Source organism: Streptomyces sp. AP-93, from assembly GCF_022808175.1.
Classification (GTDB): Bacteria; Actinomycetota; Actinomycetes; order Streptomycetales; family Streptomycetaceae; genus Streptomyces.
In genome coordinates this window covers 319687-345817 of sequence record NZ_JALGBX010000006.1, presented here as the reverse complement: position 1 = coordinate 345817, position 26131 = coordinate 319687, and the positions used below count along the sequence as shown (strand labels likewise).

The following is a 26131-nucleotide window of genomic DNA, read 5'->3' as shown; positions in this document are numbered from 1 at the left end:
TCGGCCGGGGGTCCGACTGATCCCGCGCTTTCATGTGCGCACGCCTCACCTATGGGCCGTCGTGGTCAATGTCCCGGGCCGTTCGGGGGACTCCTGCCCGTTCCGGTTGCCGCTCCCGCCCTGGCGGGGCAGCCGTTCTCCGGAAATCCACGGAGAACAGGAGACACGCATGCTCGGGACAATGGGCCGGATGGCGGCGACAGCGGTGACGGCGGGGGCGGTGGCGCTGCTCGGGCCGGTACCGCAGGCGGTGGCCGCGACCGTGGTGAACTGCCCCACCGACAATCTGCAGGCCGCGATCAACGCCGCGACCCCGGGGTCGGCACTGCGAGTGACGGGGACGTGCACCGGCAATTTCACCGTCGACAAAAACCTCGCCCTGGCCGGTGCGACGGGCGCCACCCTCAACGGCGGAGGCACCGGAACCGCCCTGACGGTCACCCCGGGCGTCCGGGTGTCGCTGACCACCCTGACCATCACCCAAGGAGCCGCCGTCAACGGCGCCGGCATCTTCAACGAGGGAACGTTGTCGCTGAACCGCTCCACGGTGAGCGGGAACACGGCGTCGGACCAGGGCGGCGGCATCCACAACACCGCCGGCGGCACGTTGACGTTGAACCGCTCTGCGGTGAGCGGCAACAGCGCGAGCTACGGCGGCGGGATCATCAACGCCGGCGCGGTGTTGTTGAACGGGTCCACCGTGAGCGGCAACACCGCCGTCAACGGCGGCGGCGGCATCCACAACCACGTCTTCGGCGCACTGACGATGAACCGCTCCACGGTGGACGGCAACACGGCCAACCAGGGCGGCGGCATCAACAACGCCGAATCCGGCACCACGGCGAGGCTGAACGGCTCCACGATCAGCAACAACACCGCGACCGGCGGCACCGGCAGCGGTGGCGGCATCAACAACGCGGGCACCGTGACGGCGAACCGGGTCACGTACATCAACAACAACCCGGAGAACTGCGCGGGGAACCCGGTTCCCGGCTGCCCCTGAGCCCGGAGCTACGCGGCGGCGGCGCTCGCCGAGCGGTGGCGGCCCGCGGCCGCCGCCGCGAGGCGGCCCAGGGCCTCGTCGCGGGCGCAGGCGTGCGCGCCCAGCGCGGTGTGGCGGGCCACGATGCCCCGCTCGGCGCGCATCAGCCTCAGGCCCCGGCGCAGCAGCACCGGCACGGACTTGCGGCCCTCGCGCAGGTCACGGGCGAGGCGGCGCCGGAAGGTGGTGGACGGCCGCCCGCGCAGGCAGATCGCGTCGGCCAGCAGGCCGAGCTCCTGGCAGCGCGCCACGATGTCGGCCGCGAAGATCCCCTCCGCGATGAACAGCGGGGTCCGCGAGATGTCCAGCGCCTCCGTACCGGTCCGCGAGGAGGTGGCGATGTCGTAGACGGGGACCTCGGTCCGCCCGGCCGCGCACAGCGCGGCGATCGCGGCCACGGCCGCTTCCGCGTCCCAGGACAGCGGGGAGTCCCAGTCGATGGCGGAGCTGCCCTCGACCAGCGGAAGGCTCGGGTCGTCGCCCTCCTTGTAGAAGTCGTCCAGGCGCAGCACGGGCAGGCCCGAACGGGCGGCCAGCGAGGACTTGCCGGAGCCCGAGGGCCCGGTCAGCAGGACGACACGCGTCGGCGAAGGAGAGGAACAGCTCACGGAACACAAGTTTGACTCCTCCCCCTCCCAAAGACAAAAGAGGGGGATTCCTAGCTCACGCAGCCTGGCAGCCCGGCGGGCTGGCAGGTCTTCCACGATCAGCGCCAGCCGGGTCGAGACCTGCCCGGACGAGCATCACGTGTGCGGAGTTTTTGTCTCTGGGAGACACGACTCCACACCCAGTGCACGTGTACGTGCGTTCCGACAGCGGCAGTGCGTGCTTGGCTCTCGCTCCACACCGTCCGCAGTCCATGGTGGTATGCGACGGGTGCACCAGATACAGAGTGCGCTGGTGCTTGCGCGCCATTGTGATCAGCTCGTGCTTGGTAGCGGAGATCGCTGCATCGGCCGCCTTGCGGGCCATGGTCGACTTGGCGAGGAACTTCGGCCGGAAGTCCTCCACTGCGAGGGCGTCGTGGTCGCGTACGACGGTCTTGGCCCACTTGCGTGCGGTGTCCTGGCGTTGCCGGGCCACCTTCTTGTGAAGCTTCGCCGTCAGCTTCTTCGCCGCGCGGTAGCCCCTCGAACCGGGCTTGCCCTTCACCGGTTTCCGACGGGCCATCATCCGCTGATAGCGGGCGAGCCCGGCGGCGGCCTTCTTGCCGTGCTCGGCGTGGGGGAGGTCGTGGGCGTCGCTGGTGGTGGTCGCGGTCTCCTTCACGCCCCAGTCGATCCCGATCACCGCACCCGTCTCGGGCAGCGGGTGGGCTTCGGCGGGGACTACGAAGGAGGCGTACCAGTGGCCGAGGCTGTCGCGGTAGATCCGCACCGACGACGGGTCCGCCGGGAGATCACGGGACCACACCACGGTCAGGCTAATGCCGCCGGCGAGATGCAGTCGGCCGTCCCGGATGCGGAAACCACGGCGGGTGTAGTTGAGGCTCGGATCGGCCGCGTGCTTCTTCTTGTACTTGGGCATTCCCGCCCGCTGCCTCATCGGCAACCCGGCCTTGATGTCCTTCAAGGCCTTGGCGCGGGACTTCCCGAAGTCCCGTATGAGCTGCTGCTGCGGAACACTGCTGCCGTCACCCAACCAGGTGTTGCGGTTGCGGACCGCGGTCAGCATCTTGTCCAGCCGAGCCGGACCGCATCGCTCACCCTCGGCGTGACCCTTCTTCGACCGAGCGGTGCATTCGTTCCAGACCCACCGGCACCGCGCCCACTCACCCGAGAGCTTGGCAAGCGCGGTCGACGACACGCGAAGCCGGAAGGTGAACCGGGCGTACCCGGGCTTCTCGACTTCGATCGGTGCCGTCATGCCGCGAACGTAGCGTCGTGATCCGTCTCCTTCAGGGCGATTTCCCAGGGATCTCCTCGAACGAGTGATGGCGCCCAGGTCGAGATACCGGTGAACCGCCCCGCCTCGCTACGCTGCGTGCGCACACGACTACGACTCCGTACGAGCCCACAGGCGGGAACCCATGGCACGTCACGCAGCCCCCAAAGCCCCCCACTCCAAGGCGCTGCGCACCGCAGGCCTGACCCTCTCGATGGCCGGCGCGGCCCTCGCGATGGCCGCCGGGGGTGCCCAGGCGGGTGAGCTCTCGGTCCCGGCGGCCCTGGCGGGGGTGGCGGACCCGATCGCGAACCTCAAGGTGAATCCGCTGGCCAACACCGGGGTGGACCCGCTGGACAACGGGGTCGCCACCCAGGTCGCGGACTTCCCGTCGGTCGGTACGAGCATGGTGACCGGGAGCCTGACCCGCGGCTCCTCGATCGGCGAGCTGCCGACCGCGGCGGCCTCCTCGCTGCTCGGCCCGCTGCTGCCGGACGCGGTGAAGTAGCCCCGTAAGGCATCCGCAGGGCATCCGTAGGACACGAAAAGGCCCCGACAGCGCGGGGGACACTGCCGGGGCCGGTCTTGGGGGCTCGTACGAGCCGGACGGGGCTAGTACGAGGAGCCGCCCGCGCCCAGCGACCCGGTCGGGTGCCAGACGGTCTTGGTCTCCAGGAACGCCGTCATGCGCGACGTGCCCGGGTCCGCGCTCCAGTCGTCCACAGGCTGTGGACGCAGGACGCGCTTGAGGTTGTCCGCGGCCGCGATCTCCAGCTCCTTGGCCAGCGCCGCGTCGGCGCCCGCCAGGTCGATGGCGTTGACGTCCTGGTGGGACGCCAGGTGCGGGCCCATCTCGGCGGCCTTGCCGGACAGGACGTTGACCACGCCGCCGGGCAGGTCGGAGGTGGCCAGCACCTCGCCGAGGGAGAGCGCCGGGAGCGGCGCCTTCTCGGAGGCGATGACGACGACCGTGTTGCCGGTGGCGATCACCGGGGCGATCACGGAGACCAGCCCGAGGAAGGACGAGTCCTGCGGGGCGACGACCGTGACCACACCGGTCGGCTCGGGGGTGGAGAGGTTGAAGAACGGGCCCGCGACCGGGTTGGCCCCGCCCACGATCTGGCCGATCTTGTCGGTCCAGCCCGCGTACCAGACCCAGCGGTCGATCGCCGCGTCCACGACGGCCGCGGCCTTGGTCTTGGACAGCCCCTCAGCCTCGCCGACCTCGCGGACGAACTGCTCGCGGCGGCCCTCCAGCATCTCGGCGACGCGGTAGAGGATCTGGCCGCGGTTGTACGCGGTCGCGCCCGACCAGCCGCCGAAGGCCTTGCGGGCGGCGACGACCGCGTCACGGGCGTCCTTGCGGGAGGACAGCGGGGCGTTGGCCAGCCACTTGCCCTTCGAGTCACTCACCTCGTACACCCGGCCGCTCTCGGAGCGGGGGAACTTGCCCCCGACGTACAGCTTGTAGGTCTTGAAGACGCTCAGACGCGTCGAAGAAGACTCAGACATCGAGGTAGCCCTCCAGGCCGTGACGGCCGCCTTCGCGCCCGAAGCCCGACTCCTTGTAGCCGCCGAAGGGCGAGGTCGGGTCGAACTTGTTGAACGTGTTGGCCCACACCACACCTGCGCGGAGCTTGCCCGCGACCGCGAGGATGCGGCTGCCCTTCTCCGTCCAGATGCCGGCCGACAGGCCGTACTGGCTGTTGTTGGCCTTGGCGACGGCCTCGTCGGGCGTACGGAACGTCAGTACGGACAGCACCGGGCCGAAGATCTCGTCGCGGGCGACGGTGTGCGACTGGGAGACGTTCGTGAAGAGCGTCGGGGCGAACCAGTAGCCGGCGTTCGGCAGTTCGCACGGCGCCGACCAGCGCTCGGCGCCCTCCGCCTCTCCGGTGTCCGCGAGGGCGGTGATCCGGGCGAGCTGCTCGGCGGAGTTGATCGCGCCGATGTCCGTGTTCTTGTCGAGCGGGTCGCCCAGGCGCAGGGTGCTCAGGCGGCGCTTGAGGCTGTCCAGCAGCTCGTCGTGGATCGACTCCTGGACCAGGAGGCGCGAGCCCGCGCAGCAGACCTGGCCCTGGTTGAAGAAGATGCCGTTGACGATGCCCTCGACGGCCTGGTCGATGGGGGCGTCGTCGAAGACGATGTTGGCACCCTTGCCGCCCAGCTCCAGCGTGACCTTCTTGTCGGTGCCGGCGACGTGGCGGGCGATCTTCTTGCCCACGGCGGTCGAGCCGGTGAAGGCGACCTTGTTCACGTCCGGGTGCTCGACGAGGGCCGCGCCCGCGTCTCCGTACCCGGTGAGGATGTTGACGACGCCCTTGGGCAGGCCCGCCTGGCGGCAGATGTCCGCGAAGAACAGCGCCGAGAGGGGGGTCGTCTCCGCCGGCTTCAGCACGACCGTGTTGCCGGTGGCGAGCGCCGGGGCGATCTTCCAGGCCAGCATCAGGAGCGGGAAGTTCCAGGGAATGACCTGGCCGGCCACGCCGAGCGGGCGCGGGTTGGCCCCGTAGCCCGCGTGGTCGAGCTTGTCGGCCCAGCCCGCGTAGTAGAAGAAGTGCGCGGCGACGAGCGGCAGGTCCGCGTCGCGGGTCTCCCGGATCGGCTTGCCGTTGTCGAGGGTCTCCAGGACGGCCAGCTCGCGGCTGCGCTCCTGGATGATCCGGGCGATGCGGAAGAGGTACTTGGCGCGCTCGGAGCCGGGCAGCGCGGACCACTTCTCGAAGGCCTTGCGGGCGGCCTTGACGGCGCGGTCCACGTCGGCGGCGCCGGCCTGCGCGATCTCGGCGAGGACCTCTTCGGAGGCCGGGGAGACGGTCTTGAAGACCTTGCCGTCCGCCGCGTCGGTGAACTCGCCGTCGATGAACAGCCCGTAGGAGGGCGCGATGTCGACGACGGAGCGGGACTCGGGGGCGGGTGCGTACTCGAATGCGGAAGCCATGGTGATCAGTCCACCGTCACGTAGTCGGGACCGGAGTAACGGCCGGTGCTCAGCTTCTGGCGCTGCATCAACAGGTCGTTGAGCAGGCTGGAGGCTCCGAAGCGGAACCAGTGGTTGGACAGCCAGTCCTCGCCCGCAGTCTCGTTGACCAGGACCAGGAACTTGATCGCGTCCTTGGTGGTCCGGATGCCGCCGGCCGGCTTCACGCCGATCTGGATTCCAGTCTGCGCCTTGAAATCGCGGACGGCTTCGAGCATGAGGAGCGTGTTCGCGGGCGTCGCGTTGACCCCGACCTTGCCGGTGGACGTCTTGATGAAGTCGGCACCGGCCATCATGCCGATCCAGGAGGCGCGGCGGATGTTGTCGTACGTGGACAGCTCGCCGGTCTCGAAGATCACCTTGAGGCGGGCCGCGCTGCCGTCGGGGCGGACGCAGGCCGCCTTGACGGAGCGGATCAGCTCATAGGTGTCGAGGTAGCGGCCGGCGAGGAAGGCGCCACGGTCGATGACCATGTCGATCTCGTCGGCGCCGGCGGCCACGGCGTCGGCCGTGTCGGCGAGCTTGACGGGCAGGGCCGCGCGGCCGGCCGGGAAGGCGGTGGCGACGGAGGCGACCTTGACGTCGGCGCCGTTGAGGGCGGCCTTGGCGGTGGCCACCATGTCGGGGTACACGCAGACGGCGGCCGTCATGGGCGTGGTGCGGTCGGTCGGATCGGGGTTGGCTGCCTTGGCGGAGAGCGCCCGGACCTTGCCCGGGGTATCCGCGCCTTCCAGCGTCGTCAGGTCGATCATCGAGATGGCGAGGTCGATGGCGTACGCCTTGGCCGTCGTCTTGATCGAGCGGGTGCCGAGGGAGGCCGCGCGGGCCTCCAGGCCGACAGCGTCGACGCCGGGCAGCCCGTGCAGGAAGCGGCGCAGCGCACTGTCGGACGTCGTCACGTCAGCGAATGCGGTGAGGGTGGTGGGCATGGTCACCACATGAGCATATCTACGCGCGTAGCGGCCTGTCACCCCCTCCTCCCGATTCATTCGGAATCGGACACCCCGTTTGCTGTTACGCGGCCATGACAGAAAGCAGATCGTTCACACGCACAAGATCCGTAAATTCTTTCTCAGCAGCCCGCCACACCTGACCCCGGTGAACCAGACCGAACAGACTCAACGCGGCATGCGACTCTCCTCCGTCCTCCTCACCCATGCTTCAGGAGTCGTTATGCGTACCGCCCTCCGCACCTCGATCGTCACCGCCGCCCTCGCCGGTGCGATGCTCGCACCCGCCGCCGGTGCCGCCTTCGCGGCGCCCGCCGCGCAGACCGCCGTGGCATCGACGTACGGAACCGTGCCGGACCGCTACGCGGGTCAGGCCGTCTACATAGGCGAGGGCCTGGTCGCGGTGCTGCGCAACAAGGCCGAGGGCCCCGAGGCCTGGATCCGTGTCGTCGGCCCCGACTGGAAGCCCGGAGACCCCTACATGTTCCGGGTGATGGGCATGCTGGACCGCGACGAGCCCACCGCCACCCTGAATGGCCTCCGGCTCAAGCTCACCAAGGCCCAGACGGCCGCCCCGGTGCTCACGGTCACCAAGGAGGACGGCACCACCCGCTCCTTCCCGCTGCCCAAGGGCACGGCGTCGAACTCCTGCGTCTCCGAGGTCAAGACGGTGCGGCTCGGCGAGTACCTCTCCGCAGACCTGACGATGTCCCCCAAGGGCCCGAAGGCCTTCGTGCAGACCCTGGAAGGTCAGCCCAACCCGCAGACCCTGGACCGCGCCCACCCCAACGGCTCGAACCCGGACACCCTGCGCATCGTGAACCCGAGCGGTGCCAAGCCGGTGCTCCGCTGGAAGTACCAGGTCGGTGACGCCGCCAAGACCGCCTCCTTCCCCGCGCTCCCCAAGGGCTGCAAGCTCGACTACAAGATCACCGAGCAGGGCGCGAAGCCGGCTCCGAAGCCGCAGACGGGCGCGCAGACCGTCGTCGTCCCCAAGGGCCCGGTGGCCGCGGGTGCCGAGCTGCCCGTCGAGACGGTCGCCGACACCGACAACACCACCACGCTGGCGGCCGGCGCCGGTCTGATCGCGGTCTTCGGCGCGCTCGGCGCGAGCGTGGTCCTGCGTCGCCGCCGCGCCCAGGGCTGACAGACACCCCCCGTTCAGATCTCGACTCGCCTCCGGCGGGCCACCCCCGGTGGCCCGCCGCGGCCCGTTTCACCGGAGCCTCCATGACCCGCCGCACCGCCGGGCCGCTGATCGCCGCTGCTCTCCTCGCCGCCGCGCTGACCGGATGCGGCGGCGGCGCCACGCCCGCCCCGGCAGCCGCCGCCCCGGCCACGGCCTCCGCGCCGCCCGCCGTCACCCCCACCTCCGCCCCGGCGACCCCGGCCGCGGCCTCGGCCGTCCCGAAGCCCGCCTCCGTGCCCGTACGCGTACGGATCCCCGCGGCCGGGGTCGACGCCTCGCCGCTGCTGTCGCTCGGCCTGGCCGCCGACGGCACCGTCGAGGTGCCCTCCGTGGCCGACGGGGACAAGATCGGCTGGTACGACAAGGGCGTCACCCCCGGCGAGACCGGCCCCGCCGTGCTGATCGGGCACTTCGACACCGCCCGCGGCCCGGCCGTGCTCAAGGACGTCTCCAAGGTCCGCGTCGGAGACGAGGTGACCGTCTCCCGCAAGGACGGCAGCACCGCCGTCTTCCGCGTGCGCGAGCTGGAGCAGGTCGACAAGAAGCGGTTCCCCACCGACAAGGTCTACGGGGACACCGCCCGCCCCGAGCTGCGCGTGATCACCTGCGGCGGCGAGATCACCGACGGCCACCGCCCCGACAACATCATCCTGTACGCCGATCTCGTGGGCTGAGACGGCTTGAGGCAGAATCTGCCGCATGAGCAGCAATCAGCCCACCGAAGAGCCGGCGTACGACGACCGGGTCTACCGTTCCCCGATGGCCACCGTCACCGGGGTGGTGCTGCTCGCCCTGCTCGCGTGGCTCTGCGGGGACGCCGTGGTGCAGGGCTCCGGCAACGTTCCGTGGATCGCCCTCGCCGCCGCGCTGTGCCTGGCCCCGCTCATCATCGCGTTCACGGTCCGTCCGGCCGTCTTCGCCAACGACGACCGGCTGCGCGTGCGCAACCCCTTCCGGGTCATCGAGCTGCCCTGGGCGGCCGTCGACACCGTGCGGGCCCGGTACTCCGCCGAAGTGCTGGCGGAGGGGTCGACGTATCAGATGTGGTCCATCGCGGTCTCCCTGCGGGACCGCAAGAAGGCCACCCGCCGCCAGGCGGGCCGGCCCGGCCCGAGCACCGGCCGGGCCAAGACCCCGGGCGAGGAAGTCCCCCGGGCCTCCGCCGACCGGACCGTCGACGAGCTGCGGGAACTGCACGAGCGCTGTGCCTCGCGGGCCGGCGCCCAGGGCTCCGTGAAGGTCTCCTGGTCGTACGAGATCATCGCGCCCGCCGTGATCGGCGCGCTCATCCTGATTGTGCTGCTCGCCACCGGCTGACCGGCGGTTTCCCCGGAACCGGGAGCACCGGAACCCGCGTCTCCACTGGCGTGCACCGTCTCAAGGGCAACCGTGTCAAGGGCAGCGGCAGCGTCGCCGTACAGCCGTGGGTCCGGCTTCTCGCCGGGGTCCTGCTGGCCGCCCACCTCCTCCTCGTCGGCTGGCTGATGCTGCGCCCGCTGGACGTGCCCTGGGCGGCGGCGGCCAATCTGACCCCGCTGGAGGGGATCAGGGCGGACCTCTCCTACGGGCCCCTGGAGGCCGCCCGCCGGATCGGCGGCGGGCTGGCGCTGCTGGCCCCGCTCGGGGTGCTGCTGCCGCTGATCAGCGGCCGTGTGGAGCTTTCGCCGCTGGCCGCCTGGTCTTCGCCGGCCCGGACGGCCGCCGCGGGCGCGCTGTTCTCGGTCGGCATCGAGATGCTCCAGACGGCCGTCCCGGGGCAGGTGGTCGATGTGGATTCGGTGCTGCTGAACACCCTCGGCGTGGTGCTCGCGCACCTGGCCGTCGTCCCGGCCCTGCGGGCCCGGCTGCGGCGTTCTCAGGGCCCGACCCCGAGAATTACCAGGGTCGGGCTCGGCCCTTGGACCGACGTTCTGTCCTCTGTTCAGCGGGAGTATTGAGGCATCGCGGGAAAACATCCCGCGGACCGCACAACGACCGAGGAGAGACCATGAGCGCCCTTGCCCGCCCCCGTGACGGACGATGGATCGGCGGAGTCTGTGCCGGTCTGGCGCGCCGATTCGGAATATCCGCGAACACGATGCGGATCATCTTCGTCGTCTCGTGCCTGCTGCCCGGCCCGCAGTTCCTCCTTTACCTGGCGCTGTGGGTGCTCCTGCCGAACGAGAAGTCGGGCGCCTCTTCCGCCGCCACCGGCTGGTAGCCCGCCGGACCCGCAATTCAGCGCGCGGCGCGGACCTTCTGGAGCTGCTTGTCCGCGACCTCGTGCGGGACCTGGGGGGCCTGGCGGCCGCCCGCGACGTTGAGAGCCATGAGACGCACGACGGTGTCGCCCTGGCGTACGACGACCAGGTGCACCTGGGCGGTGACGCCCTCGGCGGCCGCGGTCGTGGTCCAGCTGACGCTCTCGTCGCCGCCCGTCTTGTAGTCGGCCGCCTTCACCTCGCGGTACGCGCCGCTCTGCTTCTCCACGGTGGCGGTGAAGCCGGTCGCGCAGGCGGCCACGGCGGCCTTCAGGCGGGCGATCAGCGCCTTGGCGTCGGACTCGGCGTAGGAGCTGACGGAGGCGGAGACGGCCAGACCCATCTGCTTCTGGGAGCCGATGCCCCGGTTGACGGTCGCGCGCGCCGCCGGGTCGGGCTTGTCGCCCATGATGTCGGCGAGTGGCTGGCAGACCTTGCGGTCCGCCTGCGGCTGACCGTCGGGGGCGTTCGGGTTCTTGCCGTTCGCGGAGATCTGGTAGCCGGTCAGGTCGCCCTGTTCCAGGGCGGAGCGCTCCAGCCGGCTGCCGCCCCGCTGGGGAGCGGTCGTGCCGCCCGTGCCGCCCGCATCACCGGCCCCGCCGGTGCCCGCGGAGCCGGGTGCTCCCGCGCCGCCCGAGCCCGCGGACGGCCCGGGTGCGCTCGCGGAGCCCTTGGGGTCCGGCCCCTTGCCGGCGGCGGGGGTGTTCGTGCTGCCGCAGCCCACCGTCGCGGACAGCAGGGCGGGGAGCAGCACGGCCGTGGCCGTTCGTGCCTTCATGCGCATGATCAAAAACCTCATCCCCGGGGTGCCGGCAGGCAGTTGGCGGTGATCCTGGCACATGCCGCGACGCGGCACACACCTGGTCGAAGAGGTGTGCGCCGCGTGGGCGTGCGTGCGAATCGCGTACGGGTCGCGTACGAATCCGGCAGGGGATCCGAAGTGGATCAGGCGCCGAGGCCGCTGGTCGGCAGACCGCCGAGCAGGCCGGTCACCGTGCCGAGCGCGGCGGCCGGGTCGGTCGCCTCGGGGGCCTGCTGGCCCTCTTCGGCGGTCACGTGCTGCTGGCTGGTCGCGCCCTGGACGGCGCCCGTGACGGTGCCCAGCGCGTCACCGAGACCGACGGCGGGGACGGCCGAGGCGGTACCGGCGGCGACGGCGGCGAAGGCGGCACCGAGAGCGGCAACACCGAGAGTCTTGGCAGCTGACTGCTTCATGAAAAATCGTCCTTGCGACGGGGAAATGAGCGGCTCCGCAAACTAGTCACTTCAAACCCCCTCTCGCAAACATCATTAAATACGAGAAAGCGCCCGGGAATTGCCCCTCCCGGGCGCTTTCAGTCCGTCACGCCACGGCCTAAGCCGAGACAGAACCGCTGGTGGAAGCGGTTTGACGGAACAGCCATTCCGACTTCAGCTCCGCATAACCGGGCTTGATCACGTCGTTGATCATGGCCAGTCGTTCATCGAAAGGAATGAACGCGGACTTCATCGCATTGACCGTGAACCACTGCATGTCCTCGAGCGAGTAGCCGAAGGTGTCGACCAGGTGCTCGAACTCGCGGCTCATGCTGGTACCGCTCATCAGCCGGTTGTCGGTATTGACGGTCAGCCTGAAGTGCAGTTTCCGCAGCAGGCCGATCGGGTGCTCGGCGTAGGAGACCGCCGCGCCCGTCTGCAGGTTCGACGTCGGGCACATCTCCAGCGGGATCCGCTTGTCCCGGACGTACGAGGCCAGGCGGCCCAGCGTCACGGAGCCGTCGGCGGCGACCTCGATGTCATCGATGATCTTCACGCCGTGGCCGAGCCGGTCGGCGCCGCACCACTGCAGGGCCTGCCAGATCGACGGCAGACCGAAGGCCTCGCCCGCGTGGATGGTGAAGTGGTTGTTCTCGCGCTTGAGGTACTCGAAGGCGTCGAGGTGGCGGGTGGGGGGGAACCCGGCCTCGGCGCCGGCGATGTCGAAGCCGACGACGCCGTTGTCGCGGTAGCGGTTGGCCAGTTCCGCGATCTCCAGCGCGCGGGCCGCGTGCCGCATCGCGGTCAGCAGCGCGCCGACGCGGATCCGGTTGCCGTTGGTCCGCGCGCGGCGCTCCCCCTCGCGGAAGCCTTGGTTGACCGCCTCGACTACCTCTTCGAGGCTCAGGCCGCCTTCCAGGTGCTGCTCGGGCGCGTAGCGGATCTCGGCGTACACGACGCCGTCCTCGGCCAGGTCCTGGGCGCACTCGGAGGCCACCCGGAAGAGGGCCTCCTTCGTCTGCATGACGGCGCAGGTGTGCGCGAACGTCTCCAGGTAGCGCGGGAGGGAGCCGGAGTCGGCGGCTTCCCGGAACCAGGTGCCGAGCTTGTCGGCCTCGGTCTCGGGAAGGTTCTCGTAGCCGGCCTTGTCGGCCAGCTCGATGATGGTCCCGGGGCGCAGGCCACCGTCGAGGTGGTCGTGCAGGAGCACCTTCGGGGAGCGGCGGATCTGATCCGGGGTGGGCAGGTTGGGGGTCTCGCTCGTCATCTGGGCACTCTAGCTCCTACGCGCGTAGAGCAGTGAGACGATGCCCGCCCTCGATATGTAACAGTGACCGCGCGGACGGGTGGCGTACACCTCCGCGTCTGAGACTGTTCCGTCATGGCACAGCATGCGCCGCCGGCGCGCGGGGCCCGCCTGGGGCGGGCGGCCGGCGCGAACGGCTCGGTCTCAACGGTCAGTGGTGTGGTGCTCCTTCTCCCCGGAGCGTCCAGATTGTCCCCCGGTCCGGTACGTCCGCTGGCCCGGGCCCTGGCCCGGGCGGGCGCGGCGGACGGGCTGGTCACACACCAGGTCATCCATGGTGCGGGCACCCGGGAAGGGGACGCCGAGTGGGCCGCGGACGAGGTGGTCCGGCGGTACGGGGACGTCCCGGTGTGCCTGGCCGGTTATGACGCGGGCGGCCGGGCCGCGCTCGCCGCGGCCGGCCACGAAGCCGTCAACTCCGTTCTCGCACTCGCCCCTTCGCTCACGCGGCAGTCCGACACGGACCCCCCCGAACCGGTGAAGCAGCTCTCGGGCCGCCGGGTCCTGATCGTGCACGGCACCAACGACGCCCGCAGCGACCCCGAGTTGTCGTACCGGCTGGCGACCCGGGCGAAGAAGGCGAACCGCACGACGTGCCGCTTCGAGGTGCACTCCGACGGGCACGGGCTGCGCGACCACCAGGACGAAGTCGTGGCCCTGTCCGTGGACTTCGTCCTGGGCTCCGTGTTCTCGCTGTCCTACTCGCGGCCGGTCACCGACGCGCTGGCGGCTCCCCCGCCACTGGGCCTGCGGATGCCGCTGGCCTCCGGCTACGGGCGGTCCCTGCGCGGCTGACACCCCGCGAAAGCGGCTGGAGCCGGCGGGAGTGGCGGGAGTGGCAGGGGCGGCCGGGGCGGCAGGCCCCCCGGCAGCAGCAAGGAGCCGTCGGCCGGAGCGCCCTGATGTGGTCGTGGTGGTCGCGCCGGGCCGTCCGTGCCGGCCGCGCCGTCCCCTCCCGGTCGGATGACACGGGCGGGCCCGGCGCGACCACCTTGAGGCACACGCCCGTGCGAGGGCGGGATGCCAGGTCGGCGAAGCGCGGACCAAAGATGCCCGCGCCCTCCCCCGAGAACGCCGTGGTAACACTGTGCCGGTTCTGCCTATCCTCACGAAGATCGGAGGGCATCGTCTTGATGCCTTGCGGGAACACGAGGGGTTTACGAATCGGTACAGGCCGGGACGAATATGTATATGCCATCGGATGAAACGGACCAACTGAGCTCCGTGGCCCGGCGTCTTTACGGGTACGCGGCCGAGCGGCACGCCTTCTCCGAGACGGAGGCCGGCGAGGCTCTCGGCGAGTCCGTCGGCGCCGCCATCGCCGAACTCGCGGCCGCCCACCTGATCCAGCCCCGTTCCGGCCCGGCCTCCGCCGCGGACGGCGGCCGCCCCGACGGGCCGGCACCGATGGGCTGGAGCGCCGTGTCCCCACGGGCAGCGGCGGCCCGGTCACTGGCCCCGCTGGCCCTGCGTGCGCGCGAGACCCACGACGAGATGGACCGGCTGCGCGACCGGCTGGACGACCTGCTCCCCGCGTACGAGGCGGGCACCGACCTGCGCGACCGGGGCGGGGCGAACGCCCTGGAGCTGGTCACCGACCCGGCCGCGCTGCAGGACCTGATCGGGGAGCTCATCGCCTCGGCCGAGTCCGAGGTGCTGACCTGCCACCCGGGCGGCGGCCGCAGCCCGGCCACCCTGGAGGGGGCGGTGGTGCGGGACGAGGCGATGCTCGCCCGGGGCGTGCGGATGCGCACCCTCTACCAGCACACCGCCCGCTACTCCCGCCCGACGGCCGCCTACGTGGAGCGGGTGACCGCGCTCGGCTCGCAGGTCCGTACCGTCGGCGACGGGCTGATGCGGATGATCCTCGTCGACCGGCACACCGGGCTGATTGAGGTGCAGGACGACATCAAGGCGGCGCTGGTGGTGCGCGAGCCCAACGTCGTCCACTTCATGGCGCAGACCTTCGAGCGCTGCTGGGCGGAGGCCGAGCCCTTCAGCACCACCGTCGGGCCGGACCAGGCCCGTTCCATCTCCGACGAGCTGCGCCAGACCATCGTGCGGCTCCTGGCGGAGGGACTGGAGGACAAGGTCATCGCCCGGCGCCTCGGCATGTCGGAGCGCACCTGTCAGCGTCACATCGCCGAGATCATGCGGGCGGTGGGGGCCAAGTCCCGTTTCCAGGCCGGGTTCCTGCTGTCGGCGACGGCGGCGGCCACCGCGGCCACCGCCGCCTCCGCTGCCACCGCCGCCACCGCGGCCACCCGGACCGCGCTCACTCACCCCCCGGCTGAAGCTCCGGGATCAGCCGCCCCCGGCGGGACAGCAGAAACTTCTTGAACTCCGCCACCGGAGGCGTGTCCGGGTGCCCGTCGAGCCAGGCCACCCCGATCTCGCGGACCGCGCGCGGGGCCGTGACCGTCAGCTCGACGACCCCGGGCCGGGCCACCGCGGGCGGCGGCAGCAGCGCCACGCCGAGACCGGCGGCGACGAGCCCGCGCAGGGTCTCGGCCTCCTCTCCCTCGAAGGCGACCCGGGGCGTGAAGCCGGCCTCCGCGCACAGGTCGTCGGTGATCCGGCGCAGCCCGTAGCCCGGCTCCAGGGTGACGAAGGTTTCCTCAGCGGCCTCCGCGAGGCGGATCCGCTTGCGCGTGGCGAGCCGGTGGTCGTCGGGGACCACGAGCCGCAGCCGCTGCTCGTCGAGCCGGCGGGCCACCAGGTCCGGGGCGTCGGGCAGCGGCGAGGTCAGGCAGAGGTCGAGCTCGCCGGCGCGCAGCTTCTCCAGCATGGCCTCGCCGTAGTTCTGGACCAGGGAGAACCGTACTCCGGGATGGTCGGCGCGGAAGGCCCGGATCAGGCCGGGTACGGTCTCGGGGCCCAGGGTGTGCAGGAAGCCGAAGGCGACCTTGCCGAAGGACGGGTCGGCGTCCTGCTGGACGGAGCCGGCGGCGCGGGCGATCTCGGCCAGGGAGCGCTGCGCCGAGGCGAGGAAGGTGCGGCCGGCGGTGGTGAGCGCGACCGTGCGGCCCTTGCGGGCGAACAGCGTGACGCCCAGGTCCTGTTCGAGGCGGACCATGGCCCGCGACAGGGTGGACTGCGGGACGCCCAGCTCGTGCGCGGCGCGGGTGACGTGCTCGTGCCGTGCGACGGCGACGAAGTACGCGAGGCGCGGGGCCAGCGCATGTGTCACGGCCATGTCTTCTTCGTAACGACTCATCGATAGGTACCCGTCTGACCTGCGCTGATGCATGGATGGATTGATTATCGCGAATCTGTGCATTGGACGCATGAAAAGGGCGGCCCTACGGTCGTACACATGCCTCCCGCTCATACCGGGGCACCCGTCATCCCGGGTGCCTCCACCCCGTCGTTCCGCGCCTGCGCACCCGAGGCGCACGAGCCCGGCCGTCCCGGCTACCGCCGCCTCAGCCTGGCGCTCTTCGCCGCCGGACTGGCCACCTTCGCCCTCCTCTACTCCACCCAGGCGCTGCTGCCCGCGATCTCCGGGGGCTTCGGCGTGACGGCGGGTCAGGCCAGCTGGACGGTCTCCGCGGCGACCGGTGCGCTCGCGCTGTTCGTCCTGCCGCTCAGCGCGCTCTCGGAGCGCTTCGGCCGGACCCGGATGATGACCTGGTCCATGGTGATCGCGGTCGGCGTCGGTCTGCTGGTGCCCTTCGCGCCGAACCTGGAGTGGCTGGTCGCGCTGCGCGCCGTCCAGGGCGCGGCGATCGCCGGGATCCCGGCCTCCGCGATGGCGTACCTGGCGGAAGAGGTGAAGCCGAAGGCGCTGGTCGCCGCGATCGGCCTGTTCGTGGCGGGCAACTCCATCGGCGGCATGAGCGGTCGCCTCGTCACGGGCTGGGCGGCCCAGGCCTGGGGCTGGCGCGGCGGGCTGCTGACCGTGGGCCTGATGTCGCTGGCCTGCGCGGCGGCGTTCCTGGTGCTCCTGCCCCGGGCCCGGTTCTTCCGGGCGGCCTCGCTGAACCCGCGCGCGGTGGGACGTACCGTCTCCGGGCACTTGCGCGATCCGCTGCTGCTGCGGCTGTACGGGATCGGCGCGCTGTTCATGACCGTGTTCGGGGCGGTGTACACGGTCATCGGCTACCGCCTGGTGGACGAGCCGTTCTCGCTCGGGCAGGGCCTCATCGGCTCGATCTTCCTGGTCTACCTGGTCGGTACGGTCTCCTCGGCGGCGGCCGGGCAGCTCGTGGCCCGGCTCGGCCGGCGCGGCGCGCTGTACCTGGCCGTGACCACGACGGCGGCGGGCCTGTTCCTCTCCCTCGCGGACTCCCTCACCGCGATCCTCCTCGGCCTGGTCCTGATCACGGCAGGGTTCTTCGCGGGCCACGCGGTGGCCTCCGCGGCGGTGAGCCGTACGGCGAAGACGGGCCGCGCGCAGGCTTCGGCGCTCTACCAGTCGGCGTACTACGCCGGCTCCAGCGCCGGCGGCACGCTGGGCGCCCTCGCCTACCACTCGGCGGGCTGGGCTGCCACGGTCACCCTCGCGCTGCTCGCGGTCGCCGGGGTCGTCACGATCACCCTGTACGGGTCCCACGCGGCCCGTTCGGCCCGGATCGCGGCGCCGGCGGCACGCTGAGGGCTGCCGCAAAAGAGGCCCGCAACCCACGGCTGGCATGATCGCCGATCATGTCGACAGTCAACGTTCACCTCATACTCGGCAGCACGGTCAGCATGATCATCCCGGCCCGGGTGGTGGAGTCGGGCGACGGCGACCTGCTGCTGTGGGTGGCCCCGGGCACCCCGCTCTGGCGCGCCGCCATCCCGCCCGGCACCCATCTGCGGGACCTGCCGCCGGAGGGCTCGTACCCGCTGCGGGCCGACCGGTGGCGGCACGGGGGCGCGCTGATCCTGCAGCCGGCCGGGGCGGGGCACGCGGTGTGGTGGAGCTTCACGCGGGAGCAGGTGTTCCGCAGCTGGTACGTGAACCTGGAATCCCGTGTCCGCAGCCGGGACGGCGCGGACGTCCGCGTGACCGACCAGGAACTCGACATCACGGTGACCCCGGACCGCGCGTGGGAGTGGAAGGACGAGGAGTCCTTCGCCGCGAAGACGGGCCACCCGGTGTACTGGACGCCGGCCGAGGCCGCCGCCATCCGCGCGGAGGGCGTCCGCGTCACCCGCCTCATCGACTCGGCCGCCTACCCCTTCGACGGCACCTGGTGCGACTTTTGCCCCCCGCCGTCCTGGCCCCTCCCGGACCGCCCGCCCCTGCCCCCGGGCCCGGGCGGCCCGCGGTGACGGCCCGCTCCCCTCGGTGGGCTCCCGCCGGGCCCGTGTGCCGGGCTGCGGTTGTCGGTGGCCTCGGGTAGTTTCCGGAGTATCGGGAACTACCAGGGGGATCAAGGGACATGACCGAAGCCACCGACCTCGCACCTGAGCTCGACGCCGCGCTCGACCGGTATCGCGTCGAGCTCACCGGGTACTGCTACCGCATGCTCGGCTCGGCCTTCGACGCCGAGGACGCGGTGCAGGACACGTACATCCGCGCCTGGCGGAGCTACGCGAAGTTCGAGGGGCGGTCCTCCCTGCGGTCGTGGCTGTACCGGATCGCCACCAACGTCTGCCTGGACCTGCTGAACGCGGGGAACAAGCGGGCCCGGCCGATGGACCTGAGCGCTCCGCAGCACCAGGCGTCGGCCGTGCTCAACGAGCGGCCCGAGGTGACCTGGCTGGAGCCGGTGCCCGACGGGCGGGTGCTGCCGCAGACCGCCGACCCGGCGGAGATGGCGCTGGCGAAGGAGTCCGTACGGCTCGCGTTCGTCGCCGCGCTCCAGCACCTGCCGGCCAAGCAGCGGGCGGTGCTGATCCTGCGCGAGGTGCTGGCCTGGAAGGCCGACGAGGTCGCCACCCTGCTGGACACCACCGTCGCGTCGGTGAACAGCGCGCTGCAGCGGGCCCGCGCGACGCTGTCCGCGACCCGGATCCGCGAGAGCGAGTCCGCGGACCCGCTGGACTCCGACCAGGTCAAGCTGCTGGAGCAGTACCTCGCCGCCTTCGAGGCGTACGACATCTCCCGGCTGACCGCCCTGCTCCACGAGGACGCGGTGCTGTCGATGCCGCCGTTCGACCTGTGGCTCCAGGGCCACGAGGACATCGCGGCCTGGCACCTGAACCAGGGCATCGGCTGCAAGGGCTCGCGGATGAGCCCGACCACGGCGAACGGCATGCCCGTCTTCGGCCAGTACCGGCTGCGCGAGGACGGGCAGCCGGGCTGGACCCCGTGGGCGCTCCAGGTGCTGGAGGTGTCAGGGGGGAAGATCACCGGCCTGAACGCCTTCCTGGACACCGCCCGGTGGTTCCCGCTCTTCGGGCTCCCCGAGCAGCTCGACGAGTCCTACGAGGTGCAGTAGCGCGCGTAGCGGGGGCGGGGCCCCGGTGACCCGGAAAGGGCGGCCGCCGGCGGTGAGGCGCAGCCGGGCCAGCGCGTCCACGTCGGCCAGCCCGGGCGCGGTCACCGCGGCGGCGTCGCACACCACCTCGGTCGCCCCGGCGTCGTAGAGCCGGGCCAGCCGGGCGCACAGCAGTGCGGCGTCGGGGGCGGTGGTGCCGGGGCCGGGTAGTAGGAGTCGTGTGATCGTCACGAGAGGATGACTCGCCCACGGCCCGGAACTCATCGACGCTGTGGAACCGCCTCAGGGCGTGGGGAAGACGGAGGTGTCGAGTTCGATGTCGAAAGGCGCGGGAATCCGGAAGACATCGCCGAACTTTCCGGCACGCAGCACCCGGTAGACCGCACCGCTCGGCTCTCCGTAGAGGGTGACCGTGGGACCTCCGGGCGCGAAGCCGTCGATGAGGAGGTACAGCGGTACACCGGCCTGGGCGTACCCAGCGGCCTTAACGATGCGGTCATGCGAGGCGTTCGAGAGGGAGGTGATCTCAGAGACGCGTTCCGCCGCGGCCGCAGGCACGTAGTACTCCGACCCGGACTCCAACAGGACGGCCCTGGGCAGAACCAGCAGGTCCGGGATGAACATGCCCGAACAGGCTGGAATCGCCACGCTCTGCCGCTGGAAGACGCCCCAGTCATCAGGGATGGCCGAGTAGAGATCGCGCGTCACCTCGGCGGCGATGAGGGCGTGTCGGTTGGCAGGTGGGGGCGTCACGGTGATGACCCCCTCGATGATCTCCACCTTGCAGCCCTCCGGCCAGTCCATCTCCTCCCAGAGTCGGACCAGCGCCTCCCAGCTGTCGCCACCTCGCGGCTCATGCCGAACGCCGAGTGCGCTCATGGTGTGCTCCTCATTCGGTTCGGCACCGATCCCAGCATGCCGAACGGGACCGGCGGGGGTCCACCGGTCCCGTTCACCCGAAAGGGAAGCGCAGGTCAGGCGATGCGGTCCAGCACGATCGGCGTGGCGGAGAAGGCCGTGCCGGCCGCCGCGATGTCGAAGGTGCCGTCCAGCGCCGACAGGGCGTAGTCGAACTTCTCCGGGGTGTCCGTGTGCAGGGTCATCAGGGGCTGGCCCGCGACCACCGTGTCGCCCGGCTTCGCGTGCAGCTCGATGCCCGCGCCCGCCTGGACCGGGTCCTCCTTGCGCGCGCGGCCGGCGCCCAGGCGCCAGGCGCCCACGCCGACCCCGTACGCGTCCAGCCGCGTCAGCACGCCCGAGGCGGGGGCCGTGACCACGTGCTGCTCGCGCGCCACGGGCAGCGCCGCGTCCGGGTCGCCGCCCTGCGCGGCGATCATCCGGCGCCACACGTCCATCGCCCGGCCGTCGGCCAGGGCCTTCGCCGGGTCGGCGTCCTTGATGCCCGCGGCGTCCAGCATTTCCCGGGCCAGGGCCAGGGTCAGCTCGACGACGTCCGAGGGGCCTCCGCCCGCCAGGACCTCGACGGACTCGCGGATCTCCAGGGCGTTGCCCGCGGTGAGGCCGAGCGGGGTGGACATGTCGGTGAGCAGCGCGACGGTCTTGACGCCCGAGTCGGTGCCCAGGCCCACCATGGTGCGGGCCAGCTCGCGCGCGTCCTCGATGTTCTTCATGAAGGCGCCGGTGCCGACCTTCACGTCCAGGACGAGCGAGCCGGTGCCCTCGGCGATCTTCTTGGACATGATCGAGGAGGCGATGAGCGGGATCGCCTCGACGGTGCCGGTGACGTCGCGCAGCGCGTAGAGCTTCTTGTCGGCCGGGGCCAGGCCGTCGCCGGCCGCGCAGATGACGGCGCCGGTGGTGTCCAGGACGTGCAGCATCTCCTCGTTGGAGAGCAGGGCGCGCCAGCCGGGGATGGACTCCAGCTTGTCCAGGGTGCCGCCGGTGTGGCCCAGGCCCCGGCCGGAGAGCTGCGGTACGGCCGCGCCGCAGGCGGCGACGAGCGGGGCCAGCGGCAGGGTGATCTTGTCGCCGACTCCGCCCGTGGAGTGCTTGTCCGCGGTCGGGCGGGACAGGGAGTCGAAGTTCATCCGCTCGCCGCTGGCGATCATCGCGGCGGTCCAGCGGGCGATCTCGGTCCGGTTCATGCCGTTGAGCAGGATGGCCATCGCCAGCGCCGACATCTGCTCGTCGGCGACCACGCCGCGCGTGTACGCGTCGATGACCCAGTCGATCTGCTCGGGGCTCAGTTCACCGCGGTCGCGCTTGGTGCGGATGACGGAGATGACGTCCATGGAAGTGCTTCCTTCTACGCGCATAGAGAGAGGAGAGGCCCTCTATGAAAGGACAGGGGGCCACAGGGGAAAAGGACGGCGGCCCCCCGCCCGGCAGGGGGCGGAGGGCCGTCGGTACGGCTATCTCAGATGGTCCGGCCCGAAGGCCTGCGGCAGCATCGCGGAGAGCGGCAGGACGCCTTCCGGCGTCTCCACCTGGAGCTCGGCGCCGCCGAACTCGAAGAGGAGCTGGCGGCAGCGACCGCAGGGGACGAGGATCTCGCCCTTGCCGTCCACGCACGTGAAGTGCGTCAGGCGGCCGCCGCCCGTGGCCTGGAGGGAGGAGACCAGCCCGCATTCGGCGCACAGGCCGAGCCCGTAGCTGGCGTTCTCCACATTGCAGCCGACGACGGTGCGGCCGTCGTCGACCAGCGCCGCGACGCCGACCGGGAAGCCCGAGTACGGGGCGTACGCCCGGGACATGGCCTCCCGGGCCGCCTCGCGCAGGGCCTCCCAGTCGGGAGCGGCCGTCACTTGCCCTGGCCCTTGCGGTACGGCATGCCGTCCGCCTTGGGCATCCGCAGGCGTTGCGCGGACAGCGCGAGCACCAGCAGCGTGGTCAGGTACGGGGCGGCGTCCACGAACTGGCTGGGCACCTGGTCCGTGAGCGCGTACCAGAGGAACAGCAGCACGGCGAAGACCGCCGAGATGCCGGCCGGGACGTAGCGCTTCCTGTAGAGCTGCCAGGCGACGACCAGGACCAGCAGGATCGCGATGAGCAGCAGCATCGCGTGGACGTTCTCGGCGCCGCCGCGCAGCTTGAGGCTGTCGGTGAAGCCGAACAGGCCGGCGCCCAGCGCCATGCCGCCCGGCATCCAGTTGCCGAAGATCATCGCGGCGAGGCCGATGTAGCCGCGGCCGCCGGTCTGGCCCTCCTGGTAGATCGGGCTGGCCACGATCGACAGGAACGCGCCGCCCAGGCCCGCGAGGGCGCCCGAGACGATCACGGCGATGTACTTGTACTTGTAGACGTTGACGCCGAGCGATTCGGCGGCGATGGGGTTCTCGCCGCAGGAGCGCAGCCGCAGGCCGAAGGTGGTGCGCCACAGCACCCACCAGGTGCCGGGGATCAGCAGCAGCGCGACGACGGTCAGCAGCGACAGGCCGGTGACCAGGCCGCCGACCACGCCCGCGACGTCGGAGAGGAAGAACCAGTGCTTGCCCTGGAGGGTGGCCATCCAGTCCGACAACCCCGGCACGGTGATCTCGTAGATCGGCTCGACGCGCGGGGACTGCTTGGAGGAGCCGCCGGGCGCCTCGGCGAACGTGAAGTTCGACAGGTACTGGGTGAAGCCCAGCGCCAGGATGTTGATGGCCACACCGGAGACGATGTGGTTCACGTTGAAGGTGACCGTGATGATCGCGTGCAGCAGGCCGCCGATGGCGCCGCCGATCAGGCCGGCGATGACGCCGGTCCACGGGCCCCACTGGTAGCCGGCCCAGGCACCGAACCAGGTGCCGAGGATCATCATGCCTTCGAGGCCGATGTTGACGACGCCCGCGCGCTCGGCCCACAGGCCGCCGAGTCCGGCGAGGCCGATCGGCACGGCGAGGGAGAGCGCTCCGGAGACCTGGCCGATGGAGGTCAGGTCGTCCGCGCCGCTGATCACGCGGACCAGTGAGATGAGCGCGAGGCCACCCGCGATGATCAGCATGATCCACGGGAGGGTGAGCTTGGTGCGGCCGCCCTGCTTCTTGGGCGCGGCGCTGGTCGCGGAAACGGTGCTGATGCTCACGCCGAGACCTCCTTCTCGGTCTTGATGGCGTGGCCTGCGGCCAGTTCCTCGCCGACCTTCTGCTGCTGTCGGCGGATGCCGTAACGGCGGACGAGCTCGTAGGAGACGACGACCGCGATCACGATCAGACCCTTCATGATCGTGCCGATCTCCTTCGCGTACCCCTCCGTGTCGAGCGAGGCCGAGGCCTTGTCGATGAAGGCCATCAGGAACGCGGCGAAGAAGATGCCGACCGGGTGGTTGCGGCCGAGCAGCGCGATGGTGATGCCGGTGAAGCCGACACCGACCGGGAAGGACAGGCTGTACGTGTGGCTCTCGCCCAGCAGTACCGGCATGCCGGCGAGACCGGCGACGGCGCCGGAGATGAGCATCGAGGTGATGATCATCTTCTTGGCGTCCACGCCGGAGGCCTGCGCAGCGGACTCGCTGGCGCCGGTGGCGCGCAGGTCGAAGCCGAAGCGGGTGCGGCCCAGCACGAACCAGTAGACGATGCCCAGCGCGAAGGCGAGGAAGGTGAAGCCGTAGATCTCCAGGCCGTCACCGAGGGAGATCGCCGGGAACCAGCCCGACTTCGCGATCTCGCCGGTGGTCAGGTCGTTGGAGCCCTTCGGCTGGACGCCGAGGTTCTTCGGCAGGATCAGCCAGGCGATCAGGCTGGTGGCGATCGCGTTCAGCATGATCGTGGAGACGACCTCGCTGACTCCGCGCTTGGCCTTCAGGACGCCCGCGATACCGGCCCAGAAGGCGCCGACCAGCATGGCGACGATCACGATCATCAGGATGTGCAGCGGGCCGGGCAGCGAGACCGCGGCGCCGACGACCGCCGACACCATCGCCGCGAGCCGGTACTGGCCGTCGACGCCGATGTTGAAGAGGTTCATCCGGAACCCGATGGCCACGGCCAGGGCCGCCAGGTAGTACGTACCGGCCTGGTTGACGATGAGGACCTGGACGTCCTCGTAGCCCGCGTTCTCCACCATGAGCCGCAGCGGTTCGATCGGGTCCACACCCGTCGCCGCCAGCACGATCATGGTCAGCAGGAAGGCGGTGACCAGCGCGAGCGCGGGCCCGGCGAAGCCGAGGAGCAGCCGGTCCTTGTCGAGTTTCTTCATCGGGCCTCGTCCTCCGGGGATTCGGTACGGGCATCCGTGCCGGCGGCGGAGTTGTTGTCGGTGGCTTCCAGGTGCCCGGAGGCGGCGCCCGTCATGGCGGTGCCGAGTTCCTCGGGGGTCACGGTCGCGGGGTCGGCGTCCGCGACCAGGCGGCCGCGGTAGATGACGCGCAGGGTGTCGGACAGGCCGATGAGCTCGTCCAGGTCGGCGGAGATCAGCAGGACCGCCAGGCCTTCGCGGCGGGCCTCGCGGATCGCGTCCCAGATCTGCGCCTGCGCGCCGACGTCCACACCGCGGGTGGGGTGGGCTGCGATGAGGAACTTCGGGTTGTGGCTCATCTCGCGGCCGACGATCAGCTTCTGCTGGTTGCCGCCGGAGAGCGAGGCCGCGGTGACCTCGATGCCGGGCGTGCGGACGTCGTACTCGCGCACGATCCGCTCGGTGTCCTTGCGGGCGGCCTTCGGGTCGATGATGCCGCGCTTGGAGTTGGGGGCTTCGGTGACGTGGCCGAGGATGCGGTTCTCCCAGAGGGAGGACTCCAGCAGCAGACCGTGCCGGTGGCGGTCCTCGGGGATGTAGCCGATGCCGCCCTCGCGGCGCTTGCGCACCGGGGACTTGGTGATGTCCTTGCCGTCGAGGGTGATGACGCCCGCGTCGGGGGTCATCATGCCCATGAGGGCCTCGATCAGCTCGGTCTGGCCGTTGCCCTCGACGCCCGCGATGCCGAGGATCTCGCCCTTGTGGATCGTGAAGCTGATCCCGTCGAGCAGCAGGCGTCCGGCGACCGCGGTCTCGCGCAGGTTGGCGTCCGGCAGGCCGGGCGTGCGCGCGGTGTCCTCCGTGACGACGGGCGCGCCGCTCTCGGCGACGGTCAGGCGCTGGACCTGGAGCATCGGGGTGGTGGTCACCGTGGACTCGCGGGTCTCCGGGGACGGGAGCTCGGAGCCGACCATCAGCTCGGCGAGCTGCTTGGTCGTGGTGGTGCGCGGGTCGGCGGTGCCGACCGTGGTGCCGCGCCGGATGACGGTGATGTCGTCGGCGACCTTCAGGACCTCGCCCAGCTTGTGCGAGATGAAGATGACGGTCAGGCCCTCGGACTTGAGCTCGCGCAGGTTGTCGAAGAGCGCGTCGACCTCCTGCGGCACGAGCACGGCCGTCGGCTCGTCGAGGATGAGGATCTTCGCACCGCGGTAGAGGACCTTGAGGATCTCCACGCGCTGGCGGTCGGCGACACCGAGGTCCTCGACCAGGGCGTCGGGACGTACGCCGAGGCCGTAGGCGTCCGAGATCTCCCTGATCTTCTTACGGGCCTTCGCGCCGATGCCGTAGAGCTTCTCGCCGCCGAGGACCACGTTCTCCAGGACGGTGAGGTTGTCGGCGAGCATGAAGTGCTGGTGCACCATGCCGATGCCGCGGGCGATGGCATCGCCGGGGCTGCTGAAGGAGACCTGCTCCCCGTCGATGGCGATGGTGCCCTCGTCCGGCTTCTGCATGCCGTAGAGGATCTTCATCAGCGTCGACTTGCCGGCGCCGTTCTCACCGACGAGGGCGTGGACCGTGCCCTTGCGGACGGTGATCGCGATGTCCTTGTTGGCGACGACGCCGGGGAAGCGCTTGGTGATGCCGTGCAGTTCTACGGCGGGGGGCGGGCTGGACGCGTTGATGACGCACTCTCCTTGGCGCGGAAGGAGCTGAAGGCAGGGAGGGGACAGGGCGGGGGGAGAAAGTATCGCGTCCACGATGCTTCTACGCGCGTAGCACTGTCGAAAGTGAAAACTTGCGGCCAACCGGCCA

28 protein-coding genes are annotated in these 26131 nt (G+C 70.9%); 12 read left to right on the top strand and 16 right to left on the bottom strand.

All coding sequences use genetic code 11. The features are described from left to right. Positions 1-169 precede the first annotated feature (169 nt). Positions 170-1003 carry a hypothetical protein gene (locus MTF69_RS13320; RefSeq protein WP_243333796.1) on the top strand — a complete coding sequence of 278 codons (834 nt, stop codon included), beginning with the start codon at positions 170-172 and terminating at the stop codon, positions 1001-1003. Positions 1004-1011: 8 nt separating this feature from the next. On the opposite strand, the gene MTF69_RS13315 is transcribed toward MTF69_RS13320, so the two are convergent. Together MTF69_RS13315 and MTF69_RS13310 are read right to left on the bottom strand one after the other, a co-directional pair. Continuing rightward, positions 1012-1659 carry a hypothetical protein gene (locus MTF69_RS13315; protein ID WP_279345680.1) on the bottom strand — a complete coding sequence of 216 codons (648 nt, stop codon included), beginning with the start codon at positions 1657-1659 and terminating at the stop codon, positions 1012-1014. Between the two features lie 46 nt (positions 1660-1705). After that, on the bottom strand, positions 1706-2908 hold the full coding sequence (locus tag MTF69_RS13310; RefSeq protein WP_243333793.1) for a transposase: 1203 nt from the start codon (positions 2906-2908) through the stop codon (positions 1706-1708). Positions 2909-3071: 163 nt separating this feature from the next. Here MTF69_RS13310 and MTF69_RS13305 point away from each other — a divergent pair, with 163 nt between their 5' ends. Continuing rightward, entirely contained in the window at positions 3072-3434 is a 363-nt protein-coding gene (locus tag MTF69_RS13305) for a hypothetical protein (protein ID WP_243333791.1), read from the top strand. Between the two features lie 104 nt (positions 3435-3538). Here MTF69_RS13305 and MTF69_RS13300 read toward each other — a convergent pair whose 3' ends face one another. From MTF69_RS13300 to deoC, 3 genes are read right to left on the bottom strand one after another with little or no spacing between them, the layout of a single operon-like run. Beyond that, the gene (locus MTF69_RS13300) at positions 3539-4438 is read right to left on the bottom strand and encodes an aldehyde dehydrogenase family protein (protein ID WP_243333789.1); all 900 of its coding nucleotides are present in this window, start codon (positions 4436-4438) and stop codon (positions 3539-3541) included. Next, the gene (locus MTF69_RS13295) at positions 4431-5867 is read right to left on the bottom strand and encodes an aldehyde dehydrogenase family protein (RefSeq protein ID WP_243333787.1); all 1437 of its coding nucleotides are present in this window, start codon (positions 5865-5867) and stop codon (positions 4431-4433) included. Before MTF69_RS13295 ends, MTF69_RS13300 begins: the two co-directional genes overlap by 8 nt. Before the next feature lie 5 nt (positions 5868-5872). Beyond that, on the bottom strand, positions 5873-6835 hold the full coding sequence (deoC, locus tag MTF69_RS13290; protein ID WP_243333872.1) for a deoxyribose-phosphate aldolase: 963 nt from the start codon (positions 6833-6835) through the stop codon (positions 5873-5875). 244 nt (positions 6836-7079) lie between these two features. Here deoC and MTF69_RS13285 point away from each other — a divergent pair, with 244 nt between their 5' ends. The 5 genes from MTF69_RS13285 (at position 7080) to MTF69_RS13265 (ending at position 10245) form a co-directional block, all read left to right on the top strand. Continuing rightward, a complete protein-coding gene (locus MTF69_RS13285) occupies positions 7080-8003 on the top strand; it encodes a hypothetical protein (RefSeq protein ID WP_243333786.1) in 924 nt (307 codons plus the stop codon). Between the two features lie 83 nt (positions 8004-8086). Next, positions 8087-8719 (top strand): class F sortase, encoded by a 633-nt coding sequence (locus tag MTF69_RS13280; RefSeq protein ID WP_243333784.1) that lies wholly within the window; start codon positions 8087-8089, stop codon positions 8717-8719. Between the two features lie 25 nt (positions 8720-8744). After that, positions 8745-9362: a PH domain-containing protein gene (locus MTF69_RS13275; protein WP_243333782.1), complete on the top strand. Its 618-nt coding sequence runs from the start codon at positions 8745-8747 to the stop codon at positions 9360-9362. Positions 9363-9493: 131 nt separating this feature from the next. Continuing rightward, entirely contained in the window at positions 9494-9982 is a 489-nt protein-coding gene (locus tag MTF69_RS13270; protein WP_279345733.1) for a VanZ family protein, read from the top strand. Between the two features lie 50 nt (positions 9983-10032). After that, positions 10033-10245 carry a PspC domain-containing protein gene (locus MTF69_RS13265; RefSeq protein WP_243333781.1) on the top strand — a complete coding sequence of 71 codons (213 nt, stop codon included), beginning with the start codon at positions 10033-10035 and terminating at the stop codon, positions 10243-10245. A gap of 17 nt (positions 10246-10262) precedes the next feature. Here MTF69_RS13265 and MTF69_RS13260 read toward each other — a convergent pair whose 3' ends face one another. The 3 genes from MTF69_RS13260 to MTF69_RS13250 all read right to left on the bottom strand — a co-directional run bounded on the left by MTF69_RS13260 (position 10263) and on the right by MTF69_RS13250 (position 12788). Further along, positions 10263-11063, bottom strand: a complete 801-nt coding sequence (locus MTF69_RS13260) for a hypothetical protein (protein WP_243333779.1) — start codon at positions 11061-11063, stop codon at positions 10263-10265. A gap of 167 nt (positions 11064-11230) precedes the next feature. After that, complete coding sequence (locus tag MTF69_RS13255; RefSeq protein WP_243333777.1) at positions 11231-11500, bottom strand: hypothetical protein; 270 nt, start codon at positions 11498-11500, stop codon at positions 11231-11233. 139 nt (positions 11501-11639) lie between these two features. After that, positions 11640-12788 (bottom strand): adenosine deaminase, encoded by a 1149-nt coding sequence (locus tag MTF69_RS13250; RefSeq protein WP_243333774.1) that lies wholly within the window; start codon positions 12786-12788, stop codon positions 11640-11642. A 114-nt stretch (positions 12789-12902) separates the two neighbouring features. Between MTF69_RS13250 and MTF69_RS13245 the strand changes: the two genes are divergently transcribed. Continuing rightward, a complete protein-coding gene (locus tag MTF69_RS13245; RefSeq protein ID WP_243333772.1) occupies positions 12903-13622 on the top strand; it encodes an alpha/beta hydrolase in 720 nt (239 codons plus the stop codon). A gap of 429 nt (positions 13623-14051) precedes the next feature. After that, positions 14052-15167: a helix-turn-helix transcriptional regulator gene (locus MTF69_RS42875; RefSeq protein ID WP_308401396.1), complete on the top strand. Its 1116-nt coding sequence runs from the start codon at positions 14052-14054 to the stop codon at positions 15165-15167. Here MTF69_RS42875 and MTF69_RS13235 read toward each other — a convergent pair. After that, positions 15103-16044 carry a LysR family transcriptional regulator gene (locus MTF69_RS13235; protein WP_243333770.1) on the bottom strand — a complete coding sequence of 314 codons (942 nt, stop codon included), beginning with the start codon at positions 16042-16044 and terminating at the stop codon, positions 15103-15105. The genes MTF69_RS42875 and MTF69_RS13235 overlap by 65 nt on opposite strands. A gap of 99 nt (positions 16045-16143) precedes the next feature. Here MTF69_RS13235 and MTF69_RS13230 point away from each other — a divergent pair, with 99 nt between their 5' ends. The 3 genes from MTF69_RS13230 to MTF69_RS13220 all read left to right on the top strand — a co-directional run bounded on the left by MTF69_RS13230 (position 16144) and on the right by MTF69_RS13220 (position 19198). Further along, on the top strand, positions 16144-17424 hold the full coding sequence (locus tag MTF69_RS13230; RefSeq protein WP_243333767.1) for an MFS transporter: 1281 nt from the start codon (positions 16144-16146) through the stop codon (positions 17422-17424). A gap of 50 nt (positions 17425-17474) precedes the next feature. Next, positions 17475-18086, top strand: coding sequence for a DUF402 domain-containing protein (locus MTF69_RS13225; protein ID WP_243333765.1), 612 nt, complete (start codon positions 17475-17477; stop codon positions 18084-18086). 110 nt (positions 18087-18196) lie between these two features. Further along, positions 18197-19198 carry a sigma-70 family RNA polymerase sigma factor gene (locus MTF69_RS13220; protein WP_243333763.1) on the top strand — a complete coding sequence of 334 codons (1002 nt, stop codon included), beginning with the start codon at positions 18197-18199 and terminating at the stop codon, positions 19196-19198. Here the strand turns inward: MTF69_RS13220 and MTF69_RS13215 are convergent. From MTF69_RS13215 to MTF69_RS13185, 7 genes are all read right to left on the bottom strand, one after another. Continuing rightward, positions 19094-19429 (bottom strand): STAS domain-containing protein, encoded by a 336-nt coding sequence (locus MTF69_RS13215; RefSeq protein ID WP_243333761.1) that lies wholly within the window; start codon positions 19427-19429, stop codon positions 19094-19096. The two genes, MTF69_RS13220 and MTF69_RS13215, sit on opposite strands and share 105 nt — an antisense overlap. Before the next feature lie 51 nt (positions 19430-19480). Continuing rightward, the gene (locus MTF69_RS13210; protein WP_243333760.1) at positions 19481-20077 is read right to left on the bottom strand and encodes a Uma2 family endonuclease; all 597 of its coding nucleotides are present in this window, start codon (positions 20075-20077) and stop codon (positions 19481-19483) included. Positions 20078-20172: 95 nt separating this feature from the next. Then, positions 20173-21450, bottom strand: coding sequence for a thymidine phosphorylase (locus MTF69_RS13205; RefSeq protein ID WP_243333758.1), 1278 nt, complete (start codon positions 21448-21450; stop codon positions 20173-20175). A gap of 120 nt (positions 21451-21570) precedes the next feature. Beyond that, positions 21571-21963, bottom strand: a complete 393-nt coding sequence (locus MTF69_RS13200; protein WP_243333749.1) for a cytidine deaminase — start codon at positions 21961-21963, stop codon at positions 21571-21573. Continuing rightward, positions 21960-23225 carry an ABC transporter permease gene (locus tag MTF69_RS13195; protein ID WP_243333747.1) on the bottom strand — a complete coding sequence of 422 codons (1266 nt, stop codon included), beginning with the start codon at positions 23223-23225 and terminating at the stop codon, positions 21960-21962. The genes MTF69_RS13200 and MTF69_RS13195 overlap by 4 nt, the downstream gene beginning before the upstream one ends. Further along, complete coding sequence (locus MTF69_RS13190; protein WP_243333745.1) at positions 23222-24337, bottom strand: ABC transporter permease; 1116 nt, start codon at positions 24335-24337, stop codon at positions 23222-23224. The genes MTF69_RS13195 and MTF69_RS13190 overlap by 4 nt, the downstream gene beginning before the upstream one ends. Next, positions 24334-26067 carry an ABC transporter ATP-binding protein gene (locus MTF69_RS13185; protein WP_374322944.1) on the bottom strand — a complete coding sequence of 578 codons (1734 nt, stop codon included), beginning with the start codon at positions 26065-26067 and terminating at the stop codon, positions 24334-24336. Before MTF69_RS13185 ends, MTF69_RS13190 begins: the two co-directional genes overlap by 4 nt. Positions 26068-26131 lie beyond the last annotated feature (64 nt).